The organism is Lederbergia graminis, assembly GCF_042655485.1.
GTDB lineage: Bacteria > Bacillota > Bacilli > Bacillales > Bacillaceae_C > Lederbergia > Lederbergia graminis.
Map to the genome: position 1 here is coordinate 346,740 of NZ_JBHSMC010000001.1, position 23,604 is coordinate 370,343.

A 23,604-nucleotide genomic window follows, 5' to 3' on the forward strand; every position below is an offset into this window, starting at 1 on the left:
GTCAGAATATGGAGCATAAATGCTTCGTGCTCTGACGTTCTTTTATGAATATAGGAATTTCGAATCACTTAATATTATGAATATAATTACAATTATTCAATATATATGTTGAAGGTAGGAAAGATACACAGTGCTTTATAAAAGAGTAACTGGCTATTTCATCCTACATACAATGTAAACGTTTCCTTGCTAAGTAAACGTTTACCATCAAAATAAAAGGAGGGATATTTAAAAGATTTGTATGTGTCTAAATGATTATAGAAAGAGGGGAATAGAAATGAAGCGAAAATTAATCGCCAAAATTGCTTTCGTGTTTTTACTTGTTAGTACTGTATTTGTAGGGAGTACACAAGCTGTTAGTCCATCTAACATACAAATGATTGCTCGCGTAACTGGACCTGCATCTCCTGGTGAGACTTTACCTAATCCAAATCAAACGCATACTAGATGGGACATTGGTGGGACAGACTTAGGAATAATTTGGGATAAAGGTGGAGGGGAATATTTTATTGCATTTGGTGATACAAATAATGCAGCAGGACAATGGAACAGAAGTAATGTATTAGCAGTTTCTTCTGATACAAATTTAGAGGATGGGCTTACTTTCTCTCGAATGATTGAAAGTCATCCCGGATTTGCTAAAGAAATACTATATTCTAAGAAAATTAATAATGACGAAATGACGGTTATTCCTACAGCAGGAGTTACTGTAGGCAATAGACATTATATTCACTATATGTCAGTTAATCATTGGGGAGCGGCAGGTAGATGGTATACAAACTATTCTGGTATTGCTTATTCTGATGATAATGGCCAAAACTGGATAAAACACCCTACTGCAAGGTGGCACAATAATAAAACGGCATGGGACAATAAATTTCAAATGGCGGCATTTGTGAAGAAAGATGGTTTTGTGTATATGTATGGTACACCAAATGGTCGATTTGGTAATATTCATTTAGCTCGTGTTCCAGAGCAGCAGCTACTTAATATTGGAGCATACCGGTATTGGAACGGAAATGGTTGGGTAGCAGATCAAACAGCAGCACAACCTGTAGCAATTGGTGTTGCTGGGGAAATGTCAGTTGCTTACAATACACATTTTAATCGTTTTATTATGACGTATTTGAATGAAGACCGTCGATCAATTGTGATGCGTGATGCTCCAACACCTGTTGGTCCATGGAGTGGAGAGAAAATTTTAGTTCCTGGAAATTTAACAGGATTAGGGCAATACAATGCCTTCATGCATCCACTTTCTAATAATAGTTCTACTCTGTATTTTATTATGTCGACTTGGCATCCGGATTATAATACTCGCTTATTAAAAGTAGATTTAAATGATGATCAAATATCAGATAATATCATTTCTGCACCAGGATTTGAAACACAAGGAGACACCCCAATTATGGCGCCATGGTATATACAAGGATCGGGAGGAATTGATCGTGATTTAGGAAATGCTAGGACTGGTAACAATAATGGGTTTGTTTATAATGATACCGGGTGGAATGCTATTAAACAAAAAGTAGCTGTTCAACCATACACGAATTATACACTTAAAGGATGGGTACGCTCATCAGATAATAATACTGAAGGCTATTTCGGGGTTAGGGTACCCGATGGAGGACCAGTCATTAAAGAAAATAAATATGGAACTTTATCCGATTATACAGAACAAGTAGTAACCTTCAATTCGGGACCAAATGCGATAGTCGAAATTTACAATGGGGTTTGGGCTGATGGAGAAACATGGTCACAACTAGATGATGTAAGTTTAGTAAGAGAAAGCAATTTAGTCGGTCACAGTAGCTTCGAGGAGCAAGATACATTAACCTTAACGGCACCATGGTATTCAAATGGTTATGCTGGTGTTGATCGTAACCTTGGATACGCATATACTGGAGAAAATAATGGCTTTGCTCGATATGATAGCGGCTGGAATGCGATTAAACAAGAAGTATTTGTAGAGCCTAATCAAAATTATACTTTATCAGCTTGGATAAAAACTTCCGCTAATAACACTGATGGTTATTTCGGTGCTCGTTTATTGAATAATGGACCAATATTAAAAGAAACACAGTTTAGTAGCTTAGGAGAATATACTAAATTAAATGTTACTTTTAATTCCGGAAACAACCATAGTGTAGAATTATTTGCAGGAATGTGGGCAAATGGTGATACATGGATCCAAGTAGACGATGTTAGTGTAGTGAAGAATTAATGTTTTTTTATTGAAAAAATCTCACCTTCCAGTCATATGGAAGAAGTCACGTTATAAAATAGAGGAATTAGAATACGAAAAGTCAAACTAACTTGAAATTAATTCAAGTATTAGTTTGGCTTTTCGTATTGAATAAAGATTTACATAATTTAACGATTTCTACATAATTTTGATAGGGCTAAAGTTATGTAAAGCTAATTCAGGGTGATAGTTTTATTAAGTATTACAAGTTTTAAGAAAAAGTATGTAGGTATAAGAGATGATTTTAAACGACTTATTTAAATGAAATAACGGAGGAATTTCCCATTTCTCTCGTTTTACGCATTATTAACCATATTTTATCCTTGTATTCACACTCCACAACTATACTAAACTCGTAATCAATTTTGAGGAGGTAATAGCATGGATAAGATGTCTTTAAAAAAGAAGGTTCTCCCATTAGCTGTAGTAACTTCACTTGCAATTGGTAGTCTAGTAGGTAGTTTTTCCGTTCCTGTAGCAGACGCTAAGCCGAAGGATAGGCATTCTAATAATGGGATTGCTAAAAATGTTATTTTTATGGTACCTGATGGCTATTCTGCATCCTATGCTACAAATTATCGTTGGTACAAGGGAGAAGAAACAATTCTAGATTCTATGTTAGTTGGGATGCATCGTACTTATTCAGCAGATTCAGAGATTACTGATTCCGCTGCTGCAGGTACAGCAATGGCTACTGGAGTAAAGACTAATAATGGAATTATAAGTATGACACCTGATGGTGTTGAATTAGAAACAATTTTAGAAGCTGCTGAAAAAAATAAAAAATCTTCAGGTTTAGTAGCTACTTCTACAATTACACATGCAACTCCTGCAGTATTTGCTTCACATGTTGCGTCTCGTGCAAGTGAATCCGATATCGCTCCTCAATTAATTGAAAATGATGTAGACGTAATCCTTGGTGGAGGGAAAAAGTACTTTCCAGAATCACTCTTACTAGAAGCGAAGGGAAACCAATATCAAGTTGTATCCAATAAGATACAACTTAACAATGTAAAGAATGCAAAGAAACTGATCGGTCTTTTCGCTGAGGAAGCAATGGCTCCTGAGTTGGATAGAGATGAAACGGACCAGCCAAGCCTTGCAGAAATGACAGAGACAGCAATTGAAGTGTTGCGTAAGGATAAAGATGGTTTTTTTCTGATGGTAGAAGGAAGTCAAATAGATTGGGCGGGTCATGATAATGATGCAGCTTGGGCAATGAAAGATAGCGAAGCATTTGAGTCTGCAGTTGCAGTCGCTGTTGACTTTGCAAAAAGAGATGGAAAAACATTGGTGGTTGTTGCTGGTGATCATGATACTGGTGGTATGTCAGTAGGTGGATACGGAAAAGGAGATACTAATCTTGAAATATTACGAAATGTAACTGCAACTGGCGATTTCATGGATAGCAAACTAAATAGTGAGCGTAGCAACATCAAAGAAGTAATGAAACAGTACACCAATTTAGATATTACCGATGAGGAAGAAACTAGAATTAAACTTGCTACTTCAGCTTCTACAATAATTAATCAAATAGTTTCAGAGCGAGCAGTTGTTGGTTGGTCAAGTACAGGTCATACCGGCACAGATGTTCCATTATACGCCTTTGGACCAGGTTCTCATCTTTTCGCAGGTTTACATGAAAATACTAGTCTTCCAGTGCTTATGGCAGAAGCAATGAAAATACGATTTCTTCCTGGTAAATAAGATGCAAAGAGAGTCAGTCCTTCACTAGAATGGTGAAAGGCTGACTTTTTTTCATATATTCTCAGCGTCTAGTAAGTGAACTTTCTCATCATTCAACTTCATTATCCTTTTTGCTATTTCCATTCGTTCTAACTTTCGTTATAATTAGCTAGGTATGTATGAGTGACCTTTAATGCATCTGCATGCATTTACTATATATTGTTTTATGTTGAATGGAGGAAGTATTATTGTCTGTTAAAGTAGGAGAAGTTTTTGAAGCAGAAATCCGTCAATTAGATGCGAAAGGTTCAGGACAAGCTGCAGTATGGCGTAAAAATGAATTAGGTAACCCCAAAAAATTAAAACTAACAATTCCGCAAACACTCCCTGGTGAAAAAGTTAAGGTTACTGTTGATCAACCTGAAAAGAGAAGAAGAAAAGCATTAGCGGATGAAATATTGGAAGCACACCCAGAAAGAATCGCACCACCTTGTCCACACTTTGATCTTTGTGGAGGCTGTGTTTGGCAGCACTGGGATTATAAAGGTCAGCTAAAACACAAGACACAAAGTGTAAAGCAAGCTGTTGAATCACAAGGATTTGACTCAAATTTAGTACAAGATACTATTGGCATGGACAACCCGTGGCACTATCGTAATAAAATGGAATTTACCTTTGCGCCAGACGGTTCGTTAGGACTGCACGAACAAGGTAATTTCAGAAAAATTATCTCACTTGAAACATGCCTGATTGCTGGAAAAGAAATGGTGGAAGCAGCAATTGAAGTAGCAGATTGGGTGAAAGAACATCAATTGATTGGTTATGATAAAGATAAGCATGAAGGTTTGCTTCGCCACTTGATGGTTCGCCAATCCTTTGCAACTGGTGAAATGATGTTAGCTGTTTTTGCAACAGAATCTCCGACTGGTGATTTGTCAACAGCTACAAATAACTTGATCGAACGGATTACTGAAAAATACCCACAAGTTAAAAGTTTAATGTGGCTTGAAAATACAGATTGGGCAGATCGTACTCAATCAGAAAAAAGCCATACATTAGCTGGACGTGATTATATTTATGATGAAATGGCAGGGTATCGATATCGTCTTTGGTTCGATACATTCTTCCAAACGAATCCAACACAAGCACAAAAATTAGTTGATCTAGCACTACAAATGGGCAAGCCAAAAGACACAGAGAAAATGATTGATTTATTTTGTGGAGTTGGTACTTTTTCATTGCCATTTGCAGCTCGTGTACAAAAGCTTGCTGGAATTGAAATCGTTGAAACATCTATTGCATCAGCTAAAAGAAATGCAGAAGATAACGGTATTAAGAACACATACTTTTTAGCAAAAGATGCTAGAACAGGCATTGATGAAGTGCTTGAGACCTTCGGAAATCCAGAATTGTTATTACTGGATCCACCTCGTTCAGGTGCTGGTGGTAAAGTAATGCGTAAAATTGGGCGTTCTAAACCAGAGCGGATTGTGTATGTTTCATGTAATCCAGAAACATTTGCAATTGATATCAAGCAACTAGTACCATTTGGATACAGATTAACTACTGTTCAACCAGTGGACCTCTTTCCACACACAGTTCATGTAGAACTTGTTGCTGAGTTAGTACTAGAAGAGGAAAACAATTAAACAATTTCTAATCAGATCCGGTTTTCGTGAAAATAAATATTTCCGATTTCCGGATTTTTTTATTGCCATTTTTTCTTTCCATTACTATCGTGTTTACAAGAAAAATCATTATTAGACTAAGGATGCGGGGATGATTTTCTTCAAAGTATTGCATAGAAATCGCTATGCAGAGCATATTTAAAAGATAGAAAAAGAATGGGTTTTGTCAAAAAAAGTTTTGGCATCGTCATTCAGGACAAAGTTAGTTCTACTTCCTATTGAGTGTAAACGGTTGATTACCTAAGATTAATATATGATTACTATTTTTTTGGAGTGAATTATATGTCTCATCAAGGTCGAGGAATAAAAGTACGCGTTCAGAAATTCGGTAACTTTTTAAGCTCTATGGTAATGCCGAATATTGGAGCGTTTATAGCATGGGGGCTAATTACAGCTCTATTTATAGAAGCAGGGTGGTTCCCAAATGAGGAATTGGCCTCATTAGTGGACCCAATGGTAAAATATTTATTACCATTATTAATAGGTTACACTGGAGGTAAACTCGTATATGACACTCGCGGAGGTGTCGTTGGTGCGATAGCGACAATGGGAGTCATTGTTGGTGCCGAAATTCCAATGTTCCTTGGAGCTATGGTCATGGGGCCGATTGGCGGATGGGTCATCAAAAAGTTTGACTCGCTAATAGAAGGCAAAATTAAGACTGGCTTTGAAATGTTAGTAAATAACTTTTCTTCTGGGATATTAGGTGGAATACTAGCTGTTCTTTCTTACTTGTTAGTTGGACCTGGAGTAAGCGTGCTTACCGGATGGTTAGTAACTGGTGTTGAATGGATGTTAGGAATAGGAGTTCTTCCATTAACTAGCATTCTAATTGAACCAGCTAAAATATTGTTTTTAAATAATGCAATTAATCATGGTGTTTTATCACCAATAGGGATAGAACAAGTAAAACAAACTGGAGAATCTATCTTATTCCTACTAGAAGCTAACCCTGGACCGGGTATCGGAGTTCTTTTGGCTTATTGCTTCTTTGGAAGAGGAACAGCTAAGCAAACAGCACCTGGAGCTAGTATCATTCATTTCTTTGGTGGAATCCATGAAATTTACTTCCCATATGTGTTAATGAATCCACTGTTATTAATAGCAGTTATTTTAGGAGGAATAAGTGGAGTATTCACCTTATCTGTTCTTGGTGGTGGTTTAGTAGCACCATCTTCTCCAGGAAGTTTCCTAGCCATTCTTGCTGTGACACCTTCAGGCAACTATTTTGCTAATATAGCAGGTGTATTAGTGGCTGCCATCGTTTCACTTGTCATTTCTTCCATTATCTTAAAAACAAGTAAAGCAAATGAAGGAAATATTGAAGAGGCATCACAAAAAATGCAGGAAATGAAAGGTAAGAAGAGTAGTGTAGCAAGTGCATTAAGTTCTGCTAAAGAAGCAAACGGGGAATTCAACCCGAAAGATATCAACCATATCATATTCGCTTGTGATGCTGGTATGGGTTCAAGTGCTATGGGTGCTTCTTTATTAAGGAAAAAGGTAAAAGAAGCTGGATTGAATATGAAGGTTACAAATACTGCAATAAGCAACCTCCCAAATGATGCAAAATTAGTTATAACACAAGAGGAACTAACACCACGTGCAAGACAAAAAGTACCAAATGCATATCATATTTCAGTTGACAACTTTTTATCAAGTCCAAAATATGATGAATTGATTCATCGTCTAATAACGGAGGATGTTGTTAAAGAAGAATCAAAAGATGAGGAAGTAGATCATTCCCCATCGACGAATCAAGATGTTTTAAGAAAAGAAAACATCTTCTTAAATAAACAATTTTCTTCCAAAGAGGAAGCAATTCGATTTGCAGGAAGAGCTTTGGCAGATGGCGGTTATGTAGATGAATCTTATATCGAGGCAATGATAGAAAGGGACAACATAACAACTACCTATATGGGAAATGATGTAGCGATCCCTCATGGTACGGATGAAGCAAAGAAAAGTGTGAAAAATTCAGGAGTTACCATTATACAGGTTCCAGAAGGTATTGATTATGATGGACAAAAAGTTCGTTTAATATTTGGAATTGCTGGTAAAGATGGAGGACATTTAGAAATACTATCTGCAATTGCTATTACATGTTCAGAAATGGAGAACGTTGAAAAAATGGCAACTGCAAAGACAGCAGATGAGATCCTAAGCATTATCGGAGCTTCCTTTGAGAAATAATTAAGTAGAAAGATGCAAACCATGCATCTTTCTTCTTCCATTTTTATGAATAATATCAATCATTTATATAATGAATTTGATTGAAAAGAGTTGATGGAAATGATAATGACATCAAGGGAGAAGGCAATAATTGACCTAATGGTGAAAAAAGGTGGAAAGCATTCAATCTCTTCGATTGCTGATTTTCTGCATGTTAGTACAAGAACAATTCAAAGAGATTTAAAAGGTGTAGAAAAGATTTTAAAACAGTTCGAACTATCTGTAGAGAATAATAATGGATTAACGATTGTGGGAACCAATCATAACTTTTATAGACTTATTCAAGAGTTGAATAAAATTAATCCGATTGATTTGTCATTAGAAGCAAGAAGATTACTTGCTTACATAAAATTATTAGATGCAGATGGACCTATAAAACTACCATCCTTAGCAAACGATCTAGGCATCTCCATTACAACCTTGGGTACAGACTTAGATGATTTGATGGAGTGGTTGAAAAACTATAATATTATTCTTTATCGAAAAAAAGGCGTCGGGGTTGAAATCGTCGGACTAGAAGAAGATAAAAGAAATGCCTTAGTAAGTTATTTGTTCATTCATTTTAATGAAGAATTGATTGAGAGCTTATTCATGATTTCGAATGACAGGTTACAAAATAAAAAAATCTTATATTTCCTTAAAAGGGATTATGTAAAGAAAATCGATAAAATTGTTTATTCCTACATAAATCAATCCCACATAAAATTAGCAGATAGTGATTATATTGCATTCATCATTCATATTTGCATATCGTTACAAAGGATCAAAAAAGGATGTACTCTTACTGTACAAAAACACGATTTAGAGCACCAAAAGAGTTCTGATGAATATTCACTTCTGCTCAGAATTTGTAATGAATTAGCGGATTATTTTTCTATCGAGATTAACAATAATGAAATCGTGTATTTAGTCTCCGTTTTAAGAGGTTCAAAAATTGTGGAGCCCGAGAGTAAGTACTACGATCAAATTCTTATTAGCCGCTCCGTTAAGAAATTAATTCAGGATGTCTCTGAGCAATTAAATGTTGATTTGTCAGCAGATTTCCCTTTGTTTCAAGGTCTTATGGCTCATATGGAACCGACAATTTATCGTATGAGTAAAGGTTTGACACATTTTAATCCGTTAACAGAAGAAATTAAACAAAAGTATCCTCTTTTATTTATGGCAGTATACACAAGTGTTAATAGGGTATTTGCTAATCTGTCTTTTTCAGATAATGAAATTGCTTATATTGTGTTGCACTTTGGATCAGCATTGGAATTGAAAAAAGAAGACGTACAGATTCAAGCTTTAATCATTTGTCCTACGGGAATTGGCACTTCAAAGATGTTAGCTAGTCGAATTAAAAATGAAATTCCTGAGATTACTTCAACCGATATTATCTCGTTAAAAGAAATGCATACGATGGATTGGAGTCAATACCAAATCATTGTTTCTACTGTCTTATTGCCGTTACAGGAAAATTTTGAATATGTACATGTAAATCCGTTACTACATGATAAAGATGTACAGGCAATTCAATCTTATATACAATCCCATGTTCAAAACATTACTAGAAATGTTAGTTATTCTTCGGAAGCATACGAGGACAATCAAAAGGAGAGAAAAAGGAATAGGACATCTCTTTATACATTTATGGAAGAAGTTGATATGTGTCAGAACAGTATTCGTACTCTCTTACGTAATTTTACTTTGAACAATATGAAAAATGAAAACTCCTATGACCTACTCATTAAGAAGATGCTACGATATGAAAGAGAAAAAGGAAGTATAACAAATGAAGAAGATGTCTTTCATCAACTAAAGCTTCGTGAAGCAAAAGGAGGATTGGGCATTCCCCAAACCAACATGGCGCTATTCCATTGCCGTCACGAAAGTGTGAAGGAAATTAGCTTTCAAATCGTAAATATTGAGTCTCCTTACAGGGTGTTAGGCATGGATGGGAAAGAAATGGAAGTCAATAATATTCTTTTGCTCATTGCTCCACAAAATTTACATGAGCTTGAATTGGAAATTATCAGCATAGTAAGTATGGTTATTGTGGAAAATAAGGGGAATATTATGGTCTTTTCTTCTGCGAATGAAAAGTTAATACGAGAAAAGTTAGAAGCAGCATTTTTAAACTTTTTACAACGTAAATATGGAAGGAATTGAGTTAATGTGAAAAAAGTAGTACATTTTGGAGCTGGAAATATCGGTAGAGGCTTTATAGGGGCTTTGTTTTCACTAGCAGGTTATCACGTAACATTTGTTGACATAGCGGATGCGATTATTGATCAATTAAATAAAGACAAAGCTTACAAAGTAATAACAGCAGAAGATACTCCTCAAGTATCAGAAATTAATCATGTTTCTGGACTAAACAATATGAAACAAGAAGAAAGTGTAATAAAAGAAATTGAAGAAGCAACTTACATCACAACTGCAATTGGTCCCAATATATTACCCCATATTGCTCCATTAATTGCAAAAGGCTTGAAATCTAGAGGGAAAGTAACAGATGAAAAGGTATATGTAATTGCTTGCGAAAATCAAATATCTGCAACAAACCTATTAAAAGGCTATATTCAAAAAGAGCTTACAGACGTCGAAATTGAAAAAATGGAGGATAAAGTCCATTATTTTAACTCAGCAGTAGATCGAATCGTCCCGATACAAGATAATAAAAATTCTCTTGATGTTTTAGTTGAACCTTATTATGAATGGATTGTGGAAACAACGATGGATATTCCAGAAGTAGAAGGAATGATAAAAGTTGCGGATTTAGCACCTTATATCGAAAGAAAATTATTTACTGTTAATACTGGCCATGCAGTAACCGCATATTTTGGCTTTTTAGATGGTAAGGAAACGATTGACCAATCACTAAATGATTCTAATATCTATCAAAAAGTTAAAGCAACCTTAGGAGAAACAGGAGCATACTTAACGAAACGTTATCATCTAGATGATGATGAGCATCAAAAGTATATAGATAAAATAATTGTCCGTTTTCAAAATAAACATTTACACGATGATGTCAATCGTGTTGGCCGCTCACCAATCCGTAAACTAGGACCAAATGACAGATTAATAAAGCCGATGGTAGAGGCTCAAAAGTTAGGTTTATCATTCCACCACCTAGCAAGTGCTGTAGCGGCTTGTCTCTTATTTGACGTTCAAGATGACCCCGAATCAGTGGAATTACAAAAAATGATCCAAGATCAAGGTATAACATATGTATTAAAGGAAATTTGCCAATTAGACCAATCGGATGATATTTCGAAAGTTATTATTGATCAATATGAAACACTTAGAGGATAATAATGTGGATACGGTGAAAAATACCGTATCCTTCTTTTTTTACTTAGTTATAGGAACAAAAAGTTATTAACTCTAAAGTAGTTGAAGAAATAAATCTAATGGAGTTTAATTAACTATAAAGAACAATATTATGATGGTGATGATCAATGAACAAAAGTATCTTTGTTGTGCGCCACTGTAAAGCAGTTGGGCAACAACCGGAAGCTCAGTTAACGGAAGAGGGGATTAATCAATCTCTATCATTAGTCAGGTTTTTTTCAAAATACAATATTGATAGAATAATATCTAGCCCATTTACTAGAGCAATACAATCGATTAATCCCTATGCTAAGAAACGAAATATTAACATTGAAATAGATAATAGATTAGCAGAAAGAACATTAAGCAATCAATCGTATCATGATTGGATGGAGAAATTGAAAAAGACATTTACAGATATGGACTTAAAATATGATGGTGGGGAGTCGAGTCGAGAAGCACAAGCGCGAATAAAAGATGTAATCGATGATATTATTACAAGCTCATTTTCGAATACGATAATCGTAACACATGGAAACTTGATGGCATTACTACTGAAAAATTATATTCCTGAGTATGGCTTTAATAATTGGATGGCTTTGCGCAATCCAGATGTCTATCACATCCGCTGGAACGATGGAAAGTATACTGTTGAATGCATCTGGTAAGTATCAGTAGCACCATTAATACAAAAGAGTAATATATAGATGGTGTTAAATGGTACAATACAAACATAATAATAAATTTATCCTTTTAAGATACATATAGGAGGCGCAAACGTGGAAATTGGTATCAGTACATTTGTAGAAACAACACCGGATGTGAAAACAGGTAAAGTAGTTAGCCATGCTCAGAGAATTAGAGAAGTTGTCGACGAAATTGTCCTTGCAGATGAGGTTGGATTAGATGTCTTTGGTGTAGGAGAACATCATCGTGAAGATTATGCTGCATCTGCTCCAGCTATTATTTTGGCAGCAGCTGCAGCAAAAACAAAAAACATACGCTTAACTAGTGCGGTAACAGTTCTTTCCTCAGCAGATCCTGTCCGAGTATTCCAGGATTTTGCTACTGTTGACGCTATTTCAAATGGTCGAGCTGAGATAATGGCTGGTCGCGGTTCTTTTATAGAGTCATTTCCGCTATTTGGTTATGATCTAAATGATTATAATGAATTATTTGAAGAAAAACTGGAGTTACTTTTAAAAATCCGTGAATCAGAAAAAGTTACATGGAGAGGTGGACATCGTCCTGCTATTCAGAATCGTGGGGTTTATCCACGACCAGTTCAGGATCCGTTACCAGTTTGGATTGGTAGTGGTGGAACTCCCGAATCTGTCGCAAGAGCAGGCGCTTTAGGATTGCCGCTCGTCTTAGCGATTATAGGAGGTCGACCAATACAATTTGCCCCACTAGTTAAATTGTATAAAAGAGCAGCAGCACAAGCTGGTCATGATGTAACTAAACTAACTGTTGCTTCTCATTCACATGGTTTTGTTGCAGAGGATACAGAATTAGCTGCAGAAAAGTTTTTCCCTTCAACACAACAAGCGATGAATAAACTTGGTCGCGAACGTGGCTGGGGTCCATATACGCGAGATACGTTTGATGCTGCACGTAGTTTTGAAGGTGCACTATACGTTGGAGATTCAGAAACTGTAGCAAATAAAATCATTCATCTTAGAAAAAATGTAGGGATTACACGCTTCATGCTCCATGTACCTGTTGGTAGTATGCCACATGATGACGTGATGAAAGCAATTGAATTATTAGGAAAAGAAGTAGCACCAATTGTTCGCGAAGAAGTAGCAAAATGGGAATCGGAAAATACGAACGAATAATACTGCTAAGAGCAAGGTTTTAGACCTTGCTCTTATAAAAAACAAAACGGAAAGCACTTACATTCATTATCAATTCTAGTATTCTTGGAGGATGAAAAAATGAAACACAAAATTGTTGTTGCTGGTTGTGGTGCAATGTCTAATGTATGGTTAGATTATGTTGAAAAACGTGAAAATGCTGAAATTGTTGGATTAGTAGATTTATATATTGAATCGGCTAAAAAGATGGCAGACCGTAGAAATTTACAAGTACCATGTTTTGTTGATTTGTCTAAAGCCATTAAAGAAACTGGACCAAATTTAGTGTTAGATATAACGATTCCGGCTAGCCATAAAGAAATAGCTACAACCGCGATGGAAGCTGGCTGTAATGTTTTTGGTGAGAAGCCTATGGCAGAAACGTTAGAGGATGCAAAAGCTGTTTTACAAGTAGCACAGCAAACTGGTAAAAAATATTCTGTCATGCAAAACCGGAGATATAACCGCCAAATACGAGCTTTGCAACAAGTAGTCGCAAATAATGTCATAGGAAAAGTTGGTTCCATTCATGCTGATTTTTTCCTAGGACCTCATTTTGGAGGATTTCGTGATGTAATGGATAATCCATTAATCGTGGATATGGCTATACATACTTTTGATCAAGCACGTTTTATTACAGGAGCAGACGCTGTTTCTGTCTATTGTCATGAATATAATCCTGCAGGTTCATGGTATGAAGGAAACTCTTCTGCTGTATGTATCTTTGAAATGAGTGATGGTTCTGTATTTACATATAGAGGATCTTGGTCAGCAATCGGTATGCAAACTTCTTGGGAATCGGATTGGCGTGTAACAGGCAGTATAGGAAGCGCAAAGTGGGATGGACACCATTTTCCAGTTTGTGAGATTCGTGATTCATCAAAACCCATTGAATTTGTAGATCATATTAAAAGTGTAGAGATAGAAGATAACTGGAATGGGCAAGAAGGACATTGGGGTTGTCTAGATGAAATGTTTTCAGCACTAGAAGAAAATAGGTTGGCTGAGACAGACTGTACAGACAATATTAAGAGTATGGAGATGGTTTTTGGGGCAGTTGAAAGTGCAAAAAAAGGGAAGAAAGTATTGTTATAGAATAAAATATTGCCCCTACCATAGGGGCTTTTTCTAATCATGCTATAATGAAAAATATCTTATAAGGAAGAGGAGTAAAAATAATTTATGTATAAGACGGTCGGCATTTTAGCACATGTAGATGCGGGGAAGACAACTTTTTCCGAACAGTTACTTTATCATACAAATAGTATAAAGGAGAGAGGCCGAGTCGATCACCAAAGTACATTCCTAGATAATCATGAGATTGAAAAACAACGCGGAATTACCGTGTTTGCCGAACAAGCGACATTTGAATACAATAACTCCGTTTATTTTCTTATTGACACTCCGGGGCATGTGGATTTTTCTCCTGAAATGGAGCGAGCAGTTCAAGTAATGGATATTGCCATCCTTGTCATTAGTGCTGTCGAAGGAATTCAAGCACATACTGAAACAGTATGGAATTTATTAAAAAGACATCAAGTACCGACTTTTATATTCATTAATAAAACAGACCGTACAGGTGCAAATATTGGTAAAGTAATGGGTGATATTGAGATTCATTTAACTAAAGATATTTGTGATATAACTACTGGTATGCAAAATGGAAGGATAACCGAGGAATTAATAGAATGTATCGCTGAACGTGATGAAGATTTATTAGATCATTACATGGAGAAGGGATACGAAGAAATCCTATGGTTAGAAAAAATGAAGCAAATGATACAGACAACTAACATTTATCCTTGTGCTTATGGTTCCGCTCTCCAAGATATTGGGATTAAAGAATTTCTCGACCAATTGGACTTATTAACGATGACAAATTATGATCCTAATACTACATTTTCAGGACGTGTTTATAAGATTCGTCATGATGAAGCAGGTACAAGGATTACGTTCATTAAAGCAATAAGTGGAAAATTGAAGGTGCGAGATGAAATAAACTATTCTAATGGAGAAGTTGAAAAAATAACTCAAATTCGAAAGTATAATGGAACTAATTTTGTGCAAGTAGATGAAGTTCAAGCTGGTGAAATATTTGCAGTAACAGGTCTTTCAAGTGCAGCTATTGGGGACGGTCTTGGTACTTTACAGGAAAATACAAGTTATAATATTGTTCCTACTTTGAAATCAAAGGTAGTTTTTGAACAAGGTATGAACATGAGAGAGGCGTTAAAATATTTCTACATATTAGATGCAGAAGATCCATCCCTTCATGTTGTATGGGATGAATCTCTTCAACAAATTCATTTACATGTGATGGGTACTATTCAACTTGAAGTATTACAGCAAGTAATACAAGCTAGGTTTGGGTTAACTGTTTCATTTGATAAACCTGAAATTATTTATAAGGAAACGATTGATTCTATTGTATATGGATATGGCCATTTTGAACCACTTCGCCATTATGCAGAAGTGCATTTGAAAATAGAACCAAATGAGCGAAATAAGGGCATTACATTTGAAAGTATTTGCCACACAGATCACTTATCCACCAGTTTACAAAATGTTATTAAGCAGCATGTGTTTGAAAGAGACCATCATGGTATTTTAACAGGTTCTCCATTAACAGATGTAAAAATTACACTTTTAACTGGGAGAGCACATAATAAGCATACACATGGAGGCGATTTCCGTGAAGCTACTTTTCGTGCTTTGCGTCAGGGGTTAGAGAAAGCGGGAAATATACTCCTTGAACCATATTATGAGTTTAAAATAAAAGTGGATTTAGAACATATGGGGCGGGTAATAGCGGATATACAAACAGCTTCTGGCAATTTTGAAGCTCCTGTAACAGAGGGGGAAAAAGCAATTATTACGGGTAAAGCCCCAGTCGCAACCTTTATGGATTACCCAACAACATTAGCTACCTTCACGAAAGGAAAAGGTCAAATATCATTATCCTTTGATGGGTATGAACGTTGTCATAATGAACTTACAGTAATTACTACAATTGGCTATGACAAAGATGCCGATCAAGAATATACATCGTCCTCCATCTTTTGTGCAAAAGGTGCTGGTTATAGTGTGAAGTGGGATGAAGCAGAATGGATGATGCATTGTGAGAAACTAGAAAAGTAGCCTTCACGATATGTGAAGGCTACTTTTTTTCATGTATACACAAATGCATCTACCCATAAACTGTATTAATCTTGCTAGAAGGAAGTGGCTAGGGATGCATGTATTATTAATTGAAGATGAAAAAATATTAGCTAAAAATATAGCATTCTTCTTAGAGCGAGAAGGATATTTAGTTGACATTGAGTATGATGGAGAGGCAGGGTGGAACTCCTTCCAAAAAAAATCATATGATTTAATTTTAATAGATTGGACTTTGCCTAAAAAAGATGGATTACAATTATGTAAGCAAATACGAGCAGTCTCAAATGTGCCAATTATTATGATAACTGCAAAAGGTGAAATTATTGATAAAATTCTCGGATTAGAGTTTGGTGCGGATGACTATATTGTGAAGCCATTTGATCAACGAGAATTGTTAGCCAGAATTCATGCAGTATCAAGAAGAAATCAATTTAAAGATGAGAACAAATTATCATCACAAATATATTATGAAGGTTTGATATTAGATAGAGAGAAACTATTGCTTTTATTTGGTGAACGTATGATCCATCTCACTGCAAATGAATATAAGTTAATCGAGATATTTTTACAAAGACCCAATAATGTGTATTCACGAGAGTTCATATATGAAAAAGTGTGGGGTGGATCGTTGGAGTTTAGTGAACGAACGGTTGATGTTACAATAAGTCGTTTACGAAAAAAGATATTAAATTTATCTGGAATGAAATATTTTTATGCAGTCAGAGGCATGGGGTACCGTTTTGGAGAAACAGTATGAGGATCCACCTTCGTCTGTGGATTATATGTACCTCTATATTTTTATCTGTAGAAATTATCTTGTACTTTATCGTTACAATTACTTATGAGAAACAACTTCAGACGGGGTACACGGAGGTAGCAATTGCAAAAGCCTTATCAATTAATGAAAGATTAGCAGACACTTATCCAGATTCACCTCTACGTACGATGGGTTACTTAAAATCATATAGCAAACAATTAAATAGTAGATTAATTATTCTGGATGAGACTAAAAAAATTTTTGCAGATAGTTTTCAGCAATTACAGGAAGACGCAAAACTAAACTTGGCTATTTTAGATAAGAATAGTTTTCCTGCATCTATTTTTATCAAAACAGCGCCTTACGGATATGTGCAATATACGATGATTCCACTGTCAGAAAATAAGGATGGTTATTTATTAATAATACATGATGCAAACGAATTATACGAAGAGATAAAATCCTTTCAAAAATGGTTAATTATCACATTACTTAGTGTCATTTTAGTGTTTTTTGTCATCGCTTATTTTGTCTCAAGATGGTTTACATTGCCCATTCGTCAAATAATACTTCGATTAAAAACCATCACACCATATAGGCGGAACTTTTACTTAAATTATCCTCACAATGATGAAATAAAAGAACTTATTAAAGCAATGCAAAGCATGGTTGAGCAACTTAATATTTATGATGCTAGACAGCGGCGCTTTTTAAGTACTTCTTCTCATGAATTAAAAACACCATTAACAACAATGTATTTAATATTAGAAAATTTACCTTATGTTCGAGACAATGATGAATCTTTTCATGAATTCATACATGATCTAATGATACAGGTAAAGAAAATGAAACGCATGGTCGAGCAACTATTACAAATAACCAAGATAGAGGACCAATTTATACAGAAAGAAAAAATAACCACCCATGATATTAAAAGTCATCTTCATACAACATTTCAATATTTGTCTCAATCAAAACAAATTTACCTCCAATTTGAGATGGAAGATATCTCAATATATGTTGATAGATCGTTATTTTTGCACGCTCTAGATAATCTTGTTGCAAATGGCATCCAATATTCACCGAACGGCAGCATTGTATCAATCAGTGTAAAAAAGTGGAGTGAAAACTGCATAATTTCCATATGTGATCAAGGGATAGGAATATCCGATGCAGATATAAACCATATTTTTGAACCATTTTTTCGCGTGAATGATGCAACTGAGTGGAATCAAGAAGGTAGTGGACTTGGCTTGTCCATAGTTAAACAAATGGTTGACAGTCATCAAGGCAGGATAGAAATTGAATCTGAGCTGGAACAAGGAACATGTATAAGAATAATATTATGAGGTAACAAAATTGTTACAATTCATCAACTGTAGTGATACAAACAAGTTATACATTATGGTGAGAACTAAATCATCATATAGGGGGTGTAAGAAAATGAAGACGATTTGCAAATGGATTCTTATCGTACTTGTATTTTTCTTCACATTAGTAGCATGTGCACAAAAAAGTGTAAATACAAATCCACCTGAGCAAATAGATAAGAACAGTGATAACAAAACAGAAGATGAATTAGATGAATCAAACTTATCACCAACACCTGGAAAAACAAATCCCATTATTGAAAAAGAAGTTATTCTTTACTTTTCTGACAATGACTTAATGGATACGTATCGCGTCAAAGCAAATATAACTGTGGAAGATAATAATCCACTTAACATAGCTAAATCAGCACTAGAAGCTTGGATTAAAGGGCCAAGTCATGATGAATTGCACGGATTAATTCATCCTGATGTTATGATAGAATATGTTGAAAATAAAGACGGTGTTGCATATGTTAGCTTTTCAGAAGAGATCACTAAAAGCAACCTAGGCTCTACAGGGGAATTAATGTTTGCTGAACAGATTGTGATGATCATGGAACAATTTGGATTTGAGCAGACACAAATTCTAGTTGAAGGGCAAATAGTAGAATCTATTATTGGACATTTATTTACAGCGGAGCCATTGGTAGCAGGTGATCCAGATAATTATCAGTGGATAAAAGATAAAGACCCGCGGACGATAGTGGTGCAAAATATTGCATTCCGTATTTTTGAACCTGCACCACACACAGAAGTAAAAGATAAGATTGTAATAAGGGGGTTAGCACGAGTTTTTGAAGGGGTTATCATGTACGAATTTGAAGATGGTCACTTTATATTAGATGAAGGATTCACGACTGCAACTAAGGGTGCCCCAGAATGGGGAGAATTTGAAATTACGATAGATGTCAATGGTGTAGCTTATGAAACAGGATTAGTTGTATTATATGAAGAAAGTGCGAAAGATGGTTCGAGAATAAATGAATTAATAATACCTTTGAAAATAATAAAATAAGTACATTACCTGTTTCATTTAATTGGAACAGGTAATTTTTTATTGTATTAATACCTTATATGCATTATTTTTATTCCATTTATGCATTGGACGCAATGATTTTAATAAATTATGATAAACTTAGATTTGAATTCTGAAAAATGAAAAAGGGTGATGAATGCAATGGAATATAATAGAGAATTACTCGCTTCAAAATTTTTACGTCTTACATATAAAACGATGCCTTATCGGCTTTTTATACCAGAAAATTATAACGATCAAGAATCTTACCCACTCGTATTGTTTTTGCATGGTGGAGGGGAACGAGGAACCGATAATGAAAGGCACATTCTTATAAATGATGGTGCATTAGTATGGACAACCTCTGAGAACCAAAAGAAAAATCCAGCGTTTGTTTTAGCTCCACAATCACGTGACGAAGCGGATGGTGGCTTTGGATTAACTCGTGATCCGGAAAAACCAACAGAAATTAATCTGCGCCGAGCATTTGAGATAAGCGATGACTTGAAAATGGCACATGAGATACTAATGAATGTAGTGGAAGAGTACAATATTGATAATAATCGTTTATATGTAACAGGATTATCTCAAGGTGGATTTGGGACATATAATTTAAATATGGCATATCCTGACTTGTTTGCTGCTATGGTTCCTATAGCTGGTGGTGGCGATCCTGAAAAAGCTGAATTACTAGTTGATAAACCGCTCTGGAATTTCCATGCAGAAGATGATGGAATAATTCCTGTTTCTTATTCTCGCAATATTATTAATAGCATTAGGGAAGCAGGTGGAAATCCAATTTATACCGAGTATTCGGTAGATAAAGGGTATAATCATGGATCCTGGGTACCTGCTTATAACAATCCAGAGCTAATTGATTGGGTATTTCAGCAAGTTAAAGGGAAGAAAAGCTAAATCCATTTATTCCATATTGTCCGCGTAGCGTTTATAAAGGAAATCACGAAAACGTTCTGCTGCTGGTGATAAATATCCATTTGATTTCCATGCTAATCCAATTTTTCTCCGGCTCCCCGAGTCTTTAATTCGGAGCCGGACTACATTACTATAATCAAGTTTAGTGATATCTGGTAACAGCGAAATTCCTAAACCGGCAGTAACGAAACCAAGTACTGTTACAACTTCATCTGCTTCGAATAATATATTTGGTGTAATTTGTGCTTGGTTAAATAACTCATCTGCAATTGTCCGCAACCCATATCCTTGTTTAATTGCTATGAAAGCCTCATTCTCCAATTCATGAATATGTATTTCTCCTTTATTTGCTAAAGGGTGATGCATCGGGGCGTATGCGAAAATTTCTTCTTCCCATAAATATTTCCATTCTACCGATTTCCTCGTTTCTGTCATGGATGACAGTACAAAATCAACTTCTCCTTGTTCTAATTGATCTAGCATAACATTAGTTGCCTGTTGGTATAATTGAAAACGAATATGTGGTGCTTCTTGTAAAAATTGATTCAATAAAGTAGGGACAGCAAAAATACCTAAAGATTTAAGAAAAGAAAATGCCACAACTCCATAATCGGGATGTAGTAAGTTACTGAGTTCTTCTTTACCATCGGAAATTTCCTTCAATGCACGGCTGACACGTGTTTTAAATCGTTCGCCATAGCGATTTAAGCGAACTGTTCGTCCTTCACGGTCAAACAATGGGACCCCGAGTTCAGCTTCTAAATTTGCAATAGATCGACTTAATGCAGGTTGTGATATAGACAGTATTTCAGCTGCTTTTGTGAAATGTTGAACCTTTGCAACTGTATGAAAATATTCCAATTGCTGCCATTCCATTTTCTAACCAGCTCCCTTTCATGCATAAAATGCATTAATCCTATATAAATAATACATTAGACAATATGATAAATTCAAATTAATATAAAAATAGATATATAGAAGCTGTTTTTGAGGAGATGGATAGATTGGAAATAATGGAATTAATTTTAATGATGTTTATTACCGGAATGCTACTTGGTTTTATCGGAGCAGGTGGTTCCGGTTTTATGATTGCTATTTTAACAGTCATATTTGATTATCCGATCCATATTGCAATGGGGACAGCACTAGCAGCAATGATGTTTACTACATTATCTGGTACAGTAAGCCAAATCCGTGAAAGAAATACCGATATAAAAAGTGGAATTATTATTGGACTTACAGGAGCAATAGCAGCTTATTTTGGGACTAGAGTTGCATTTGCAATTCCAGAATCAATTATTGGATGGTTCACAGCTGGAATGCTCGTCTTATCTAGTGTCGCTTTATTTTTGCGGTTAGTTTTAGCTTCCGATCAATATGTACAACTAGACAATAAAACAACGCGTTATTGGATACTTTCTGTATTAATCGGAATTGTAACAGGATTCCTATCCGGAACATTTGGGATTGGTTCAACACCATTCATTCAAGTAGGATTAATGTTGTTGCTTGGACTTCCAATGCGAATGGCAGCAGGAACATCGATGCTTATTATCTTGCCAATAGCAGCTGCTGGAGGAGCAGGGTACTTTTGGGCTGGCAGCTTAGATTTTCAATTATTATTTACCGTATTAATTGGAACGATGACAGGGTCGTATATAGGAGCAAAATTTACTAAACGTGCACCTCAAAAACTCTTAAAAACAGGTATGATTGCTACTCCTATAGCAGCTGCTTGTTTGTTAGTACTATAGTAACTATATTAAAAAGAACCGAATTTAAATTTAATTCGGTTCTTTTTAACATACTTTCAACGTTTTAGTCTTATCATTCGTATTATTAGTGAAGGAAAGGGGGAGGGATTGTGAAAAGTTCTTTATTGCGTACGGATGAAGAACTGTCACAAATTTATTTTCGCCATGTAAATACCGTATATCGTGTTTGCTTAATGTATATGAGAAATCAGCATGATACAGAGGATATGGTTCAAAATACATTCATTAGACTGATGCGAGATAACACCTTATTTCAAAGCGAAGAACATGAAAAAGCATGGTTAATTAGAACAGCTACCAATGTGTGTAAAGATTTTTTTCGAAATAGATGGAGAAAGGTCTTAAGTCTAGAAAAGGTAGCTGATGTGACAGAAAAGGATGGTCCAATCATAGACGAAACACTAAAGCTGGTAATGGATCTACCTAATAAATATAAAACTGTTGTATATATGTACTATTATGAAGGGTATTCTTCTGTAGAAATAGCAGAAATACTAAAGAAAAACGAATCTACTATTAGAGGTTATTTATCTACCGCGAGAAAGCTCCTTAAAATCCAAATGGAAGGTGATTTCGAGTGAGAAAAGATGAAATTAAAAATGCTTTTGAAAATATACAGCCTGATGAATTGGCGAAACAAAAAATGTTGGGTAACATAATCAATCATTCTCAACTAAAAAAACAACCAATCTTTATGAGGAAGCTACTTTTGATTACATCGATGTTAATTATAATAGCTGGTGGCTTTTCACTATTCAAACTACTATATAATAATGATTCCAGTCAATTAGCACTTGATACTAATCATGGAAATACGGAAGATCATATCGCACATATTACAAATCAATTCCAAATAGGAGATAAACATTATTCTATGTTGCATGATTCGGAAAAGGATAATTTTACTTTGCCCAATGATATTCATGAAAAAGATATCGGTAATAAGATAACTACAATTAGCACTTCCGTTGATTCCAATTTAGTAGGTAAAGATGTATATCAATATTTACCCGCAGGAAGTGAGGCAGTTGTTGCAGTAAAAATAAATGACCAATATAAGCTTTTTGCATTTTTAAATTATGATAGCTATTTGAATAATCAGGATGAAGATGTCAGAACGTATCTTGAACTATACGGGATACATTCAGCAGATGATGTTGCAAAAATTGAGTTTCTCGCGTACTTGGAAGATGGAAAACTTGCTGTACAAAATGAAATTACGAGTCGAGGCTCTATCTCCGAATTTTATCAATATTATTCCGTATTAGAAAATGCTAGTAATGAATATTTTGAGACTTTATTTGAACCGAGCGACAATGAAGTAGTAGAGAAGGAAGAGAGTATTACCTCAGATGAAGGGGGAGGGCAATCCTCACCAGCTTATAATGGTTCTGCAGGCAACAAGCTAAGCAACTCTGTGTTGATTCGTATCTATAATCAAAATGGTGTGTTTATGGAAACAATCTATTACCCTAATATTCAATTTATATCACGACATAAAGTAAATGATGAATTTGCCTTCATATTAAAAGAGTTAATCGAAAAATAAAGAAACAGCTGCTTTTTT

General features: G+C 35.3%; 18 protein-coding genes. 17 read left to right on the forward strand and 1 reads right to left on the reverse strand.

The annotated features are described in order from the left end of the window. The first annotated feature begins 277 nt into the window (after nucleotides 1-277). From ACFPM4_RS01845 to ACFPM4_RS01910, 14 genes are all read left to right on the forward strand, one after another. Nucleotides 278-2,224: a DUF4185 domain-containing protein gene (locus ACFPM4_RS01845; protein ID WP_382347038.1), complete on the forward strand. Its 1,947-nt coding sequence runs from the start codon at nucleotides 278-280 to the stop codon at nucleotides 2,222-2,224. A 402-nt stretch (nucleotides 2,225-2,626) separates the two neighbouring features. Beyond that, complete coding sequence (locus ACFPM4_RS01850; RefSeq protein WP_382347041.1) at nucleotides 2,627-3,952, forward strand: alkaline phosphatase; 1,326 nt, start codon at nucleotides 2,627-2,629, stop codon at nucleotides 3,950-3,952. A gap of 227 nt (nucleotides 3,953-4,179) precedes the next feature. Beyond that, on the forward strand, nucleotides 4,180-5,580 hold the full coding sequence (rlmD, locus tag ACFPM4_RS01855) for a 23S rRNA (uracil(1939)-C(5))-methyltransferase RlmD (RefSeq protein ID WP_382347044.1): 1,401 nt from the start codon (nucleotides 4,180-4,182) through the stop codon (nucleotides 5,578-5,580). A 321-nt stretch (nucleotides 5,581-5,901) separates the two neighbouring features. Next, a complete protein-coding gene (locus tag ACFPM4_RS01860; RefSeq protein WP_382347047.1) occupies nucleotides 5,902-7,812 on the forward strand; it encodes a PTS mannitol transporter subunit IICBA in 1,911 nt (636 codons plus the stop codon). A 105-nt stretch (nucleotides 7,813-7,917) separates the two neighbouring features. Further along, nucleotides 7,918-10,005: a BglG family transcription antiterminator gene (locus ACFPM4_RS01865; RefSeq protein WP_382347050.1), complete on the forward strand. Its 2,088-nt coding sequence runs from the start codon at nucleotides 7,918-7,920 to the stop codon at nucleotides 10,003-10,005. 6 nt (nucleotides 10,006-10,011) lie between these two features. Next, nucleotides 10,012-11,154 (forward strand): mannitol-1-phosphate 5-dehydrogenase, encoded by a 1,143-nt coding sequence (locus ACFPM4_RS01870; RefSeq protein ID WP_382347053.1) that lies wholly within the window; start codon nucleotides 10,012-10,014, stop codon nucleotides 11,152-11,154. A gap of 146 nt (nucleotides 11,155-11,300) precedes the next feature. Then, the gene (locus tag ACFPM4_RS01875; RefSeq protein WP_382347056.1) at nucleotides 11,301-11,840 is read left to right on the forward strand and encodes a histidine phosphatase family protein; all 540 of its coding nucleotides are present in this window, start codon (nucleotides 11,301-11,303) and stop codon (nucleotides 11,838-11,840) included. A 111-nt stretch (nucleotides 11,841-11,951) separates the two neighbouring features. Next, entirely contained in the window at nucleotides 11,952-13,010 is a 1,059-nt protein-coding gene (locus ACFPM4_RS01880) for an LLM class flavin-dependent oxidoreductase (RefSeq protein ID WP_382347059.1), read from the forward strand. Nucleotides 13,011-13,109: 99 nt separating this feature from the next. Beyond that, complete coding sequence (locus ACFPM4_RS01885; protein WP_144925755.1) at nucleotides 13,110-14,123, forward strand: Gfo/Idh/MocA family protein; 1,014 nt, start codon at nucleotides 13,110-13,112, stop codon at nucleotides 14,121-14,123. 87 nt (nucleotides 14,124-14,210) lie between these two features. Then, the gene (locus tag ACFPM4_RS01890; protein ID WP_382347063.1) at nucleotides 14,211-16,166 is read left to right on the forward strand and encodes a GTP-binding protein; all 1,956 of its coding nucleotides are present in this window, start codon (nucleotides 14,211-14,213) and stop codon (nucleotides 16,164-16,166) included. A gap of 94 nt (nucleotides 16,167-16,260) precedes the next feature. Continuing rightward, the gene (locus ACFPM4_RS01895) at nucleotides 16,261-16,944 is read left to right on the forward strand and encodes a response regulator transcription factor (RefSeq protein ID WP_382347066.1); all 684 of its coding nucleotides are present in this window, start codon (nucleotides 16,261-16,263) and stop codon (nucleotides 16,942-16,944) included. Then, entirely contained in the window at nucleotides 16,941-18,293 is a 1,353-nt protein-coding gene (locus ACFPM4_RS01900) for a sensor histidine kinase (RefSeq protein ID WP_382347069.1), read from the forward strand. The genes ACFPM4_RS01895 and ACFPM4_RS01900 overlap by 4 nt, the downstream gene beginning before the upstream one ends. Before the next feature lie 94 nt (nucleotides 18,294-18,387). Beyond that, nucleotides 18,388-19,329 carry a Gmad2 immunoglobulin-like domain-containing protein gene (locus tag ACFPM4_RS01905; protein WP_382347072.1) on the forward strand — a complete coding sequence of 314 codons (942 nt, stop codon included), beginning with the start codon at nucleotides 18,388-18,390 and terminating at the stop codon, nucleotides 19,327-19,329. Between the two features lie 162 nt (nucleotides 19,330-19,491). After that, nucleotides 19,492-20,244, forward strand: a complete 753-nt coding sequence (locus ACFPM4_RS01910; protein WP_382347075.1) for a carboxylesterase family protein — start codon at nucleotides 19,492-19,494, stop codon at nucleotides 20,242-20,244. Between the two features lie 6 nt (nucleotides 20,245-20,250). On the opposite strand, the gene ACFPM4_RS01915 is transcribed toward ACFPM4_RS01910, so the two are convergent. Next, nucleotides 20,251-21,138: a LysR family transcriptional regulator gene (locus ACFPM4_RS01915; RefSeq protein WP_382347078.1), complete on the reverse strand. Its 888-nt coding sequence runs from the start codon at nucleotides 21,136-21,138 to the stop codon at nucleotides 20,251-20,253. Between the two features lie 137 nt (nucleotides 21,139-21,275). On the opposite strand from ACFPM4_RS01915, the gene ACFPM4_RS01920 reads away from it, so the two are divergent. From ACFPM4_RS01920 to ACFPM4_RS01930, 3 genes are all read left to right on the forward strand, one after another. After that, the gene (locus ACFPM4_RS01920) at nucleotides 21,276-22,016 is read left to right on the forward strand and encodes a sulfite exporter TauE/SafE family protein (RefSeq protein WP_186324808.1); all 741 of its coding nucleotides are present in this window, start codon (nucleotides 21,276-21,278) and stop codon (nucleotides 22,014-22,016) included. A gap of 110 nt (nucleotides 22,017-22,126) precedes the next feature. Beyond that, entirely contained in the window at nucleotides 22,127-22,618 is a 492-nt protein-coding gene (locus tag ACFPM4_RS01925) for an RNA polymerase sigma factor (RefSeq protein ID WP_144925731.1), read from the forward strand. Beyond that, entirely contained in the window at nucleotides 22,615-23,586 is a 972-nt protein-coding gene (locus tag ACFPM4_RS01930) for a hypothetical protein (RefSeq protein ID WP_382347082.1), read from the forward strand. The genes ACFPM4_RS01925 and ACFPM4_RS01930 overlap by 4 nt, the downstream gene beginning before the upstream one ends. The last annotated feature ends 18 nt before the right edge of the window (nucleotides 23,587-23,604 follow it).